The sequence below is a fragment of the Methylobacterium ajmalii genome (assembly GCF_016613415.1).
GTDB classification, from domain to species: domain Bacteria; phylum Pseudomonadota; class Alphaproteobacteria; order Rhizobiales; family Beijerinckiaceae; genus Methylobacterium; species Methylobacterium ajmalii.
This window is the reverse complement of the sequence record NZ_JACWCT010000086.1, coordinates 1-10934: the sequence shown is the minus strand read 5'-3', so window position 1 is coordinate 10934 and position 10934 is coordinate 1. Positions and strand designations below refer to the sequence as shown.

Annotated in this window: 10 protein-coding genes and 2 riboswitches; of the genes, 2 read left to right on the top strand and 8 right to left on the bottom strand. The window is 70.9% G+C overall.

The features are described 5' to 3' along the window. From HPY23_RS16060 to HPY23_RS16030, 7 genes are all read right to left on the bottom strand, one after another. The coding region (locus HPY23_RS16060) for a helix-turn-helix domain-containing protein (RefSeq protein ID WP_200649646.1) at positions 1-871 on the bottom strand (871 nt) is incomplete at its 3' end. A 514-nt stretch (positions 872-1385) separates the two neighbouring features. Further along, positions 1386-2657 carry a D-amino acid dehydrogenase gene (locus HPY23_RS16055; RefSeq protein ID WP_091889105.1) on the bottom strand — a complete coding sequence of 424 codons (1272 nt, stop codon included), beginning with the start codon at positions 2655-2657 and terminating at the stop codon, positions 1386-1388. Positions 2658-2717: 60 nt separating this feature from the next. Continuing rightward, a riboswitch (glycine riboswitch) is annotated at positions 2718-2810 on the bottom strand. Positions 2811-2813: 3 nt separating this feature from the next. Beyond that, positions 2814-2911, bottom strand: a riboswitch (glycine riboswitch). Between the two features lie 350 nt (positions 2912-3261). Continuing rightward, on the bottom strand, positions 3262-3798 hold the full coding sequence (locus tag HPY23_RS16050) for a hypothetical protein (RefSeq protein WP_091889103.1): 537 nt from the start codon (positions 3796-3798) through the stop codon (positions 3262-3264). A gap of 515 nt (positions 3799-4313) precedes the next feature. After that, positions 4314-4730 (bottom strand): group III truncated hemoglobin, encoded by a 417-nt coding sequence (locus HPY23_RS16045; RefSeq protein WP_060848293.1) that lies wholly within the window; start codon positions 4728-4730, stop codon positions 4314-4316. Positions 4731-4913: 183 nt separating this feature from the next. Beyond that, positions 4914-5747: an S-formylglutathione hydrolase gene (fghA, locus tag HPY23_RS16040; protein ID WP_091889100.1), complete on the bottom strand. Its 834-nt coding sequence runs from the start codon at positions 5745-5747 to the stop codon at positions 4914-4916. 73 nt (positions 5748-5820) lie between these two features. After that, positions 5821-6954, bottom strand: coding sequence for an S-(hydroxymethyl)glutathione dehydrogenase/class III alcohol dehydrogenase (locus HPY23_RS16035; protein WP_060848291.1), 1134 nt, complete (start codon positions 6952-6954; stop codon positions 5821-5823). Positions 6955-7183: 229 nt separating this feature from the next. Next, entirely contained in the window at positions 7184-7918 is a 735-nt protein-coding gene (locus HPY23_RS16030; protein WP_060848290.1) for a hypothetical protein, read from the bottom strand. Positions 7919-8193: 275 nt separating this feature from the next. On the opposite strand from HPY23_RS16030, the gene HPY23_RS16025 reads away from it, so the two are divergent. Then, entirely contained in the window at positions 8194-9234 is a 1041-nt protein-coding gene (locus HPY23_RS16025; RefSeq protein WP_175540031.1) for a substrate-binding domain-containing protein, read from the top strand. Between the two features lie 163 nt (positions 9235-9397). On the opposite strand, the gene HPY23_RS16020 is transcribed toward HPY23_RS16025, so the two are convergent. Next, a complete protein-coding gene (locus HPY23_RS16020) occupies positions 9398-9847 on the bottom strand; it encodes a MarR family winged helix-turn-helix transcriptional regulator (protein ID WP_236013011.1) in 450 nt (149 codons plus the stop codon). Positions 9848-10068: 221 nt separating this feature from the next. On the opposite strand from HPY23_RS16020, the gene HPY23_RS16015 reads away from it, so the two are divergent. After that, entirely contained in the window at positions 10069-10494 is a 426-nt protein-coding gene (locus tag HPY23_RS16015) for a VOC family protein (protein WP_175540030.1), read from the top strand. Positions 10495-10934: the final 440 nt, after the last annotated feature.

The window sequence follows — 10934 nt, the reverse complement described above, 5'->3', positions numbered from 1 at the left end:
CGCCGGCCGGCGCGGCGACGAGGCGGTGCGAGGCCCGGAAGCGCGACGGCGCCACGCCCTTGTGGGCGAGGAACTGCCGGTTGAAGTTCGAGACGTTGTTGAAGCCGACCTCGAAGCAGATCTCGGTGACCGGGCGGTCGCCCGCCATCAGGAGGTGGCAGGCCCGGTCGATCCGCAGGCGGTTGACGTAGCGGGAAAACCCCATCCCGGTGTGCTGGCGGAAGAGCCGCGAGAACGCGCTCGCGCTGCGCCCGCACAGGGCGGCGAGGTCGGCCTCGCGCAGGTCGTGGTCGAGGTGGGTGTCGATGTGGGCGAGCACGTGATTGATCGTGCCCGCCGTCGCCGCGCCCGGATCGAACCGGTATTCCGGTCCCAGCAGCGGCCGGCGCGGATGGTGGGCCAGGCGGTCGAGCAGCTCCAGGAACACCGCGAGGCGCCGCACGCCCGTCGCGGCGATCAGCTCGGTCATCAGGGCGGCCGCCGGTCCGGCGAGGCCGGGGCCGAACTCGATCCCCCGCGAGGCGTCGCCGAGCAGGGTCTCGAGGCCGGCGAGCTCCGGGAAGCCCCGGGCGGCGGCGGCGATGCGCTCGCGGGTGAATTGCAGCACCAGGCCCCGCTCGGGCACGACCTCGCCCGGCTCCGTGGCGCTGATCCAGTTATGCGGCAGGTTCGGGCCGACCAGGACGAGGTGGCCGGGCTCGAACGACCCGACATGGTCGCCGACCATGAACGTGCCGCTCGTATGGGTGACGAGGTGCAGCTCGCATTCGGGGTGGAAGTGCCAGCGCACCGTCCGGTACGGGTAGCCGTGCGCCCACGCCTTGAACGAGGTCTCGGGGCCGACCTGGACCAGTTCGAGATCGGGCTGCATCGATCGCCCTTCCCTCCGCAGAGGCACGGATCCCGTCCGGTGCGACCCGGCGGATCTTCGTGCGGCGCTTCTCCCTGATGCGCCCTCCGGTATTTCCGGAGCGGCGCTGCCGGCCGCGAGGCCTGGCATGTGGACCGTAAGGTAAGGAGGCGGGCGGGGGCAGCAACTACGATTCGCGGGCGCGACCGATACTTTTTTGCGGGAAGCCGCCGTGCCGCGGCGGGATGCGGCGGGCCGGGCGATCCCGATGACCGGCGCCCGCCTCCCCGGATTTCCGGTTGCGGCGGACTGCACGAAGCCCCCGTCGGACCGGCGCCGAGGCACCGGGCGACGAGGGCGATCGGGCGTTTCGCGAGGCGACCACGGCGGCCACCCGACACCTGAGGCGTGCCACGGCCGGCGGCCGCGGGCTAGGCGGCGAGCGTCCCGCGCGTCGCGACGACGTGCCGGCCGCTGTCTCCGGACACCGCGACGACGGAGGCGTCCGGCGGCCGACGGCGGGACGCGCGCCGGATCAGGCCGCGAGGCGGCAGCGCTCGACCGGCAGGCCGCGCTCGATCGCGTCGGCGGCGATCTGCGCCGTCGCGGCCGACAGGGTCCAGCCCAGGTGGCCGTGCCCGGTATTGTAGAAGATGCCCCGCTGCCGGCCCGGCCCGACCCGCGGCAGCATGCCGGGCATCATCGGCCGCAGGCCGCTCCAGGCCACCACCCGGTCGGTCGCCACGCGCGGGAACTGCTCGCGCGTCCAGCGCACCAACGGCTCGATCCGGTCGTGCCGGATGTCGCGGTTGAAGCCGTTGAACTCCGCCGTGCCGGCGACCCGGAACCGGTCCCGCCCGAGGCGGCTCGTCACGATCTTCGTCGCGTCGTCGAGGATGCTGACCTGCGGCGCGGCGTCCTGGCTCTCCGGCGAGTGCAGCTGCACGGTGATCGAGTAGCCCTTCACCGGGTAGATGTTCAGGCGGTCGCCGAGGCCGGCGGCGAGGTCGCGGCTGGCGCAGCCGGCGCAGATTACCACGCCGTCCACCTCGAGCGGCTCCCACCGCGCGGCCCGCGCATCGCCGTCGTCGCGCCCCACCGGCAGCCAGTGGATGCGCCAGCCCTCGCCGGCCGGCGCGATCGTCTCGATCGCGGCGTCGTACCGGAAGGCGACGCCGCGGCGGGCGCAGGCCTCGGCGAGGCCCCGGGTGAACTTGTGGATGTCGCCGGTCGAATCGGACGGGGTGAAGAAGCCTCCGTGATACGCGCCCTGCAGGGTCGGCTCGATGGCCCGGATCTCCTCGGGGGTGACCGGGTCGCGCTCAAGGCCGCCCTTGCGCAGCAGCGCGTTGACCGCGAGCGCCTTATCGAACCCGGCCTTGTCGCGGTAGAAGTGCAGGATGCCGCGCTTCTCCAGGTCGAAGGCGATGTTCTCCCGCTCGGCCATCGCGAACATCTGCCGGCGGGCGGCGAGCGCCAGGCGCACGGTCTCGATCGTGTTGGCCTCGTAGTGCCGGATCTGGCCGATGAACTCGGCCATCCAGGAATACTTGTGCCAGCTCGGCTTCGGGTTGACGAGCAGCGGCGCGTCGCGCCGTATCATCCACTTGAGGCCCTGGAGGATGGTCGCGGTCTTGTTCCAGACCTCGGCGTTGCTGACCGAGAGCTGGCCGCCATTGGCGAACGAGGTCTCCATCCCGGCATAGCGGTGACGGTCGAGGACCGTGACGTCGTATCCGCGCTCGCTCAGCGCATAGGCGGTGGTCACGCCGGTGATACCGGCGCCGATGACGGCGATGTGGGGCATGGATCTGGTTTCCGAGCGCACGAGAAGCCGAGGGCGGGATGGATCCCGCCCCTACGCCCCATCTGTCACGGTACCTGAGAGCGTCGTCCGCCCGCTGGCGCGGCCGGACATCCCCTTCGGTGGACGGCCTGTCGCAGCCGCCTCTCTCCAGATCGTCCTGACGACACGGTCCTTTTGCCTGAGAGTTTCCGGGGCGGTTGCTCCGTCGGCGCCGAGGTGACGTGTCGTCCCTCGGTCTCTCCCGCATCGTCGTAGTGGACGGCGGCATCGATATCCGCCGCGACCCTACCCGTCAAGCTGCGGATTTCGAAAAATCAGGCAGTATCCAGAATAGAAATCGGACGCTGCATGTATTGCGGCAGCAATCGACGCTGGCCCGCGCGGCGGCGCGGGCCGGGACGCCGGGCAGGGCATCGGGAATGTCGCTCGCGCGCAATCTGCACGCCGCTCCGGCCGATGTCCAAGACCGATCGGGAACGCTGTCATTCCTGCGAGGAATGGCTCCGGATCCGACCGCCGGTTTCCGCCCGGGGCCGGACCGCCGCGAGCGAGGCGTCATACGATTTTGCGACCGATCGCTCGGCGCTCGCTGCGGGAAATCGTATCAGCCCTGCGGGTCGTCGAACAGGGCGAGGGTCTCCGGGGGCACCGGCGGGACGACGCGGACCGGCACCGTGGCGCGACCCATGACGTCGACGAGCGCCACGAACTCGTCCGCCCCTGAGACCAGGTCGTAGGGCTGGGGGTCGGCCGCGCTGCGGCGCATCATGACGACCACCGGCGCGCAAGCCTCCCCGCGCCCGATCCGCCCCGCCAGCCGGTCGATGCGCGTCCGGTCCTCGGGCGGCAGGGCTTCCCACGGCAGGCCTCCCCACGGCGTCCCGGTGCGTCGGACCCGCCTCGCGGGCAGCTCGGTCTCCGGCTCGTCCTCGGCACGAAGCCCGTGGGCGAGATCCTCCGCCTGGCGGCAGGCCTGGGCCATGACGGGGCCGAACCGGGCGAAGAAGGCGGCCGCGACGTCCTCGCCCATCACCTCGACGAGGAAGGCCGCGGCCAGGCCGGCCTCGGCATTCGCCGCAGCGTCTCCCCGGTGGTCGAGGTCGGCCGGCTCGGGGCCGTCGACATGCTGAAGTGGTTCCATCACGCTCCTTCCCGGTCGGTGGCGCAAGCCCGACGAACCCGGCCGCAGCATCGTTTGTTAGGGCAAGCCGCGATAGGTCCCCCGGCGCCGACCGCCCCGTCGGCCAGTTCATGAGACGCGCAATGGGCCGGTCGCGAGACCGGTGCACGACCCGACATCGATCGGCGCAGCCGAAGGCTGGGGACCCCCCGGCATCCGCGGCGAACGATCGTGGCCATGCCTGCGCCACGGCTGGAGGAAACCGAACGGCATGAGGGCGATGTCGCGGATCGTCGCGCTCGTGGGCCGCCCCCCGGAGGATCGGCGGTGGGCGGGCCGACTGCTCAAGCCCGGCTCCCCTGCCCTTCTTCCGGTCGCGCCGCTGCGCGAGCGCCCGATCGCCTGCCTGGGCGCCCTGGCCGGCATCGGGCCCGCCTGCCCGATCGGCGGCCGGATCGTCGGCCGGAGCCCGCATGTCCCGATGCCCCCGACGCTCCACCTCCTGCACGCCGCCCGCATGGGAGCGGGCCTAACGCTCATCTTGCAGGTATCGTGGCTCTCGCCGTGTCGGAACCCGGTCCCTCGGGCCGGAAGAACAGGCCGGCCCTGAGGCTGGCCCCGATCCGCTCGGCCCGCTCCTGCAGGAGGGCGGCGTCGTCCGGGGAGAAGCGCGCCGCCGCCGTCTCGCGGAAGAGGTCGAGCCAGCGGGCGAAGTGCTCGGGGCGCAGCACGCCGAGCGCCTGATGCCGGCCGAAGGGGTTGCCCTTGTAGCGCCCCGTGCGGAACAGGACCGAGGACCAGAACGCCTCGATCGTCGCCAGGTGCTGCGGCCAGCCGGCCTCCGGGATCGCCGCGGCGAAGACCGGGCCGATGAGCGGGTCCTCGCGCACCCGCTCGTAGAAGGCCGCCAGGAAGGGCGCGAGGGTCGTATCGTCCAGGGTCATCCGGGCCATGCCCGTCGGATGCCGGCCGGTGCGGGCCGCGGCAAGGGTTGCCCGTGCAAGTGAGGCCCGTGCAAGGGAGCCCCGTCCAAGGCGGCCCTGCGCGAGGCCGCCCCGCACCGGCGACGAGCGCGCCGTCCCGCCCCGCGACGCCGGATCACGAGCCGGCCTCGAAGGCCGGCCCGCCCCGGGCGGTCAGCGCAGGCGCTCGGCGGCCCAGGCGATGTGGTCGTCCATGAAGGTCGAGATGAAGAAGTAGGAGTGGTCGTAGCCCTCGCGCATGTTGAGGGTCAGCCCGATGCCCGCCTTCTTGCACGCCTCCTCCAGGAGCCAGGGGCGCAGGCCCTCGTCGAGGAAGGAATCGGCCGTGCCCTGGTCGACCAGGAACTCGGGGAAGCGGTGGCCGTCCTCGATCAGCGCGGTGGCGTCGTGGCGCCGCCAGGCGGCCTTGTCCGCGCCGAGATACTTGGTCAGCGCCGGCTTCGACCAGCCGGCGGTCGAGGGCTGGACGATCGGCGCGAAGGCGCTGCACGAGCGGAACCGCTCGGGGTGGTTGAGCGCGATGGTGAGCGCGCCGTGGCCGCCCATCGAGTGGCCGAAGATGCCCTGGCGCTCCATGTCGACCGGGAACTCGCGGGCGACGAGGGCCGGCAGCTCCTCGGTGACGTAGGACCACATCCGGTAGTTGCGGTCGTAGGGCGCCTGCGTGGCGTCGACGTAGAAGCCGGCGCCGCAGCCGAACTGCCAGTTGTCGGGCTCGTCCGGCACGTCCGGCCCGCGCGGGCTGGTGTCGGGGGCGACGATGGCGACGCCGTGGCGCGCCGCGGCCCGCCGGTACTCGCCCTTGTCCATCACGTTGGCGTGGGTGCAGGTGAGGCCCGACAGGTACCACAGGACCGGCACCTTGCCGGATTCGGCCTGCGGCGGCAGGTAGACCGCGAAGGTCATCGGGCAGCGCGTCGTCTCGGCCTCGTGCCGGTACACGCCCTGGATGCCGCCATGCGAGCGGGCCTTCGAGATGGTGTCCATGTCGCCGTGATCCCCTGCGGCTCTCGACCCTGTATCGGCGGCGCCGGACGGCGCCGCCGGGCTCATCCGGTTGTCAGAACACCACGACCGAGCGGATCGACTTGCCCTCGTGCATCAGGTCGAAGCCGTGGTTGATCTCCTCGAGCGGCATGGTGTGGGTGATCAGATCGTCGATGTTGATCTTCCCCTCCATGTACCAGTCGACGATCTTCGGCACGTCGGTGCGGCCGCGGGCGCCGCCGAAGGCCGAGCCCTTCCAGACGCGGCCGGTCACGAGCTGGAACGGACGGGTCGAGATCTCGCGGCCGGCCTCGGCCACGCCGATGACGATCGACTCGCCCCAGCCGCGGTGGCAGCACTCGAGCGCCTGGCGCATCACGTTGACGTTGCCGGTGCAGTCGAACGAGAAGTCGGCGCCGCCGCCGGTCACGTCGAGGATCGCCTGCACGACCTTGTCGGTGCCGACCTCGTTGGGGTTGATGAAGTGGGTCATGCCGAACTTCTCGGCCATGGCGCGCTTGTCGGGGTTGATGTCGACGCCGATGATCTTGTCGGCGCCGACCATGCGGGCGCCCTGGATCACGTTGAGGCCGATGCCGCCCAGCCCGAACACCACCACGTTGGCGCCCGGCCACACCTTCGCGGTGTAGATGACGGCGCCGAGACCCGTGGTCACGCCGCAGCCGATGTAGCAGATCTTGTCGAAGGGGGCGTCCTCGCGCACCTTCGCCAGCGCGATCTCCGGCAGAACGGTGAAGTTCGAGAAGGTCGAGCAGCCCATGTAGTGGTACACGGTGTTGGCGCCCGGGCTGCCGCCGGTCGCGTCGCAGCGGAAGCGGCTGGTGCCGTCCGGCATCACGCCCTGGCCCTGCGTGCTCCGGATCGCCGTGCAGAGGTTCGTGCGCTGCGAGAGGCACGACTTACAGTTGCGGCACTCCGGCGTGTAGAGCGGGATGACGTGGTCGCCGGGCTTCAACGTCGTCACGCCGGCGCCGACCTCGCGGACGATGCCCGCGCCCTCGTGGCCGAGGATCGCCGGGAACTTGCCCTCCGAATCGAGGCCCGACAGGGTGTAGGCGTCGGTGTGGCAGATGCCGGTGGCCATCACTTCGACTAGCACCTCGCCGGCCTTCGGGCCCTCGAGGTCGATGGTCTCGATGGTGAGCGGCTTCTTGGCTTCCCAGGCAACCGCGGCGCGCGTCTTCATGTCGTCTCCGGCTCGATCGTTTCGCGTGGGGGGGCGGGGCACCGGGCATCGGCGCTCGGTTGCGAACGGGCTCGGGGGCAAGCGCGCTCGGGTCGCCCCGTCAATGGTCCGATCTCTGCTGCGATTTGGTAAAGGTCGCAACGGCGCGGCACGGCAGACTTTAGTCCACCGTGCGTCGGATGTCCGCCCCCCTTCGCGTCTCCTCGGCGCTCCCGTCCCGGGCGCGGGATCAGCGCAGCGGGAGGAGCCGCAGCCGGCGATGGTCGCCCGAGCGCAACGGGCTCGCGAGCGGCTCGGCGAGGCCGAGGCCCTGCAGGGCGAGCAGCGCGGCGGAAATCTTGACGTGGCTGGTCTGGGTGAGCCGCGACGCGGCGTCGATGTCGAGGGAGACGACGCCGTCCGGATCGCCCCCGTCCGCGCAGAGCAGCAGGTAGGTCTTGAGCGCGGCGAGGTTCGGCGCCTTCCGGCAGGTCAGGCGGTGCAGGGCGTCGATCCGGCCGCACTCCTGCGGCGCGTGCAGGAGGTCGACCACGGCGACCGACGGGCGCAGGCCGACCAGCCGGTAGGCGATTGTCCCGCCCGGCCGCTCGTCGGCGGTGGTGACGAGGCCCTGGTCGATCAGCGCCCGCTTGCCGGCGCAGATCAGCGGATCCGAGAGGCCCGAGAGGGCGGCGATCCGCTCGTAGGACATCGGGATCGGGGCCGGGATCGGGGCTTGGCCGTCGGCGTTCGGACCCGCGTCCTGGCTGACGACGAGGGTCAGGTAGAGCTTTAGCGCCGCGATCGAGCGACCGAGATACCCGGCATCGCCCCGGAAGGCCCGCAAGCCCCCGTCCTGGATCCAGCCCGTCGGCAGGCGCGCCGTCCGGCCGTCGCGCATCCGGGCCATCGCCTCGGGCGGCGCGATCCTCGGCCGGTCGAGCCGGGGGCGGACGTCCGTCGGATGGAGGAGTTCCGGATGCATGGTGCGGTCCTCGCACGTCCCGTCCCGGTGTCGCGGCCCGCCTGCCGGGCGGGCGCGCCGGCGACCCGGTGTGCGGCGCGGGTGATGAAACGGCGGTACACTGCCGTTTTTCGGCCCTCAATATGTTGCCTGCTGCCGATGCGGACGTCCGGCAGGCCTCTTCGAACGCGCTGGACGGACATGCCGGCGCGGTGCCGTCGGGTCCCTGGATCGCGCCGGACGAGGGGCGTCGCGGTGGACTGCACCCCTTGGATGACAGCGCGAGGGCGGTTTTCATGGACGAGGCTCCCGTGGTCGAGCTCGGGCTCGGCGGTTGGCTGCGGATCGGCCGGGCGCGCATCGCCGTCGCCGACACCTTCACGCTGCTGCGCGCCATCGCCCGCACCCGCTCGGTGCAGGGCGCCGCGACCGAGATCGGTCTGTCCTATCGCGCGGCCTGGGAGCGCGTGCGGACGCTCGAGGCGGATCTCGGCCATCAGCTCGTGCGCAAGACCCGCGGCCACGGCACGACGCTGACCGAGGCCGGCGCGGCCCTGCACGAGGCCCTCTCGGTCGCGGCCGCGGCGCTCGCCCCGTCGTTCGCCCGCGAGGCGCGGGCGATGCAGGCCCACCTCGCCGCCCGGTTCGCCGTTCCGCTCCGCCTCGCCGTGGCGGCGAGCCACGATCCCCTGCTGATGCAGGTCCTGTCGGAATGGGGCGGGGCCGAGGTCGCGGTGATCGGCAGCCGCGACGCGGTGGTCCGGCTCGTCGACGGGCGCGCCGATGCGGCGGGCTTCCATTGCGGGGCCGCCGGCCCGGCCGCTGCCGGCCCGCCCTTCGCCGACATCGTCGCCGACCCGGCATTCCGGGTCCACCCGCTGTTCGAGCGCGAGCAGGGCCTGCTGGTCGCCCCCGGCAACCCGCTTGGGCTCGCGACGCCGGCCGACCTGAGGGCGAGGAAGGCCCGCTTCGTCAACCGGCAGAAGGGGTCCGGCACCCGGGCCTGGTTCGACCGGCTGCTCGCCGAGACCGGGATCCCGCCGGACGAGATCGTCGGCTACGGCTTCGAGGAATTCACCCACCAGGCGGTGGCGGCGGTGATCGCGTCGGGCGCCGCCGATGCGGGCCTGGGCGCCCGCGCGGCGGCGGAGCGCTTCGGCCTCGGCTTCGTCTCGGTCGGCTGGGAGGTCTACTGTCTCGCGACGAGCGCGGCGCTGCCCGCCGACGGCCTCGATCGCCTGCTGGCGATGCTGGCGGAGCGGGTCGGCGACGTCCCGGGATACCGCCCGCCCGATGCCCGAGCCGCCGTCGGGGCCGGGCCGCGCCCGCACCGCTAGGGTCAAACTCGATCAGCTTGGCCGTGTGGAGGTCCGCTGAGGGTGGGAAGCGGACCCTTACCCTTCTCCCTGAAGCGGACGTTCCGCCTCCGGCCCTTGTATGACGCCGAGCAGTTCACTGAACAATGTCGGAAGCGGACGTCATTTCAAATCTAGGACGAGGTCATTCGGCGGCCGTTGTCCCAGCAGCCTCCAGCTCTTCCTGCAAACGACTTGTCAGGACGCCCAGGGCAACTGTGGCGGACGTGATCAGCTCTGGCGTCAGGGTTTCGGCCAGCGATTGCGCCCAGGGAGCTTGCACCGCCATCGCGCGGTCGTAGAGACGGCGACCTTCCGCGGTGAAGACGACGAGGTGCGCACGCTTGTGGCGGGGGTTGGGTTGATAGGCGAGGATTCCCTCCGTGACTAACTCGCCAGCGATCCGCTGCACGCCCTGTCGCGAGACGCCGAGATCCCGTGCCAGTTCCGAGACCGACCGCGCCGAGTCCGCCTCCGCCACGCTTCCCAGCACCTGCCAGCGCGCACTTGTCAGCCCGAGCGGAGCCGTCAATTGGTCACCCCTCAGGACCAGACGGCTGTTGGTGCGAAAGATCGCGAGGATGAGCTGGGTCATCGGGTCGGACGACATCGGCAGAGCGGTTCCAATTCGGCGGACGGCGAACCAAGGTCCGATCTTGACAGCATGATGTCAATGAGTGAAAGATTGACAGCATGTTGCCAAACATGCTGGGCGCGGAACCAGGGCTCTGAGCGCTGGAACGGAACAGCCGGACGTACCCGATGGTGGCATCTGCCGCCGTGCTCATTCGAGCACGACACCTTGAGGGAAAGATCATGACCAACGTCCTGAAAACGCTCCGGGGAGCCCATGTCGGACTGCGCGTCGCCGAGCGCGACGCCGCGGTGGAGTGGTACCGGGAGAAGCTGGACATGCACGAGACGAGGGCGTTCGACCTCAACGGCATGACCTTCACCGAGATGGCGCTGGCTGGCGATCCGACCTTCTGGATCGAGCTCGTGTCCGGTCCCGGCGCAGATGGGGGCCCCGCAAGTGACGACCTCTATGCGAGCTTCGGCTCGCACGGCTGGCATCATCTCGGCCTGTGGGTCGACGACGTAGATGCGGCTGTCGAGACGCTGCAAGATCGCGGCGTGACGGTCACGCTGGAACCCGTTGACAACGATGACTGGAAGGTTCGGGTCGCCTTCCTGGTAGACCCTTGGAGCAACGTGATCGAACTCCTCCAGTCCAAAGTCTGAGCGGAACGTCTCGTCGCCTCTGCGCTCAACCGTCCGTCTATCGGACCGGGTCGGCCCTGGTGCCTTTCCGGTTCGGTCCCGCGACTCCGATTGATCCGACCCCGGTGGAGGCATTCAGCGCGGTCGACGGGCGATGATGCCCGCGGTCGGGGACGGGTAGCCGACAGTCTATGGAACGTCATGCCGCGTTTGCGCGACGATGACGACATCGAACATCAAAGGTCTGCTTCTCAGCGGAGTAGCTCGAAAGCGGACCGGAGGCTTTTCACCCGATCCGGTTTTTGGCCTTTGTTTCAACATCCTGGAAGCGGACCTCCCGAGGGTCGGCAACGGGTGGTTTGCGGACTCTCGTCACCGTGCCACGATCGGCCTCACAGCCAGTGTCGCTCGTCGCGTGCGCAACAACCAATGCCGACAATACCGCTGCCCGAAACGCTGCC

Bases quoted from the DNA above. Each gene is read 5' to 3' on its own strand.
- HPY23_RS16050 (WP_091889103.1), bottom strand. From the start codon at position 3,798: ATGGAACCACTTCAGCATGTCGACGGCCCCGAGCCGGCCGACCTCGAC.
- HPY23_RS16055 (WP_091889105.1), bottom strand. From the start codon at position 2,657: ATGCCCCACATCGCCGTCATCGGCGCCGGTATCACCGGCGTGACCACC.
- fghA (WP_091889100.1), bottom strand. From the start codon at position 5,747: ATGGACACCATCTCGAAGGCCCGCTCGCATGGCGGCATCCAGGGCGTG.
- HPY23_RS16045 (WP_060848293.1), bottom strand. From the start codon at position 4,730: ATGGCCCGGATGACCCTGGACGATACGACCCTCGCGCCCTTCCTGGCG.
- HPY23_RS16025 (WP_175540031.1), top strand. From the start codon at position 8,194: ATGGACGAGGCTCCCGTGGTCGAGCTCGGGCTCGGCGGTTGGCTGCGG.
- HPY23_RS16035 (WP_060848291.1), bottom strand. From the start codon at position 6,954: ATGAAGACGCGCGCCGCGGTTGCCTGGGAAGCCAAGAAGCCGCTCACC.
- HPY23_RS16030 (WP_060848290.1), bottom strand. From the start codon at position 7,918: ATGCATCCGGAACTCCTCCATCCGACGGACGTCCGCCCCCGGCTCGAC.
- HPY23_RS16015 (WP_175540030.1), top strand. From the start codon at position 10,069: ATGACCAACGTCCTGAAAACGCTCCGGGGAGCCCATGTCGGACTGCGC.
- HPY23_RS16020 (WP_236013011.1), bottom strand. From the start codon at position 9,847: ATGACCCAGCTCATCCTCGCGATCTTTCGCACCAACAGCCGTCTGGTC.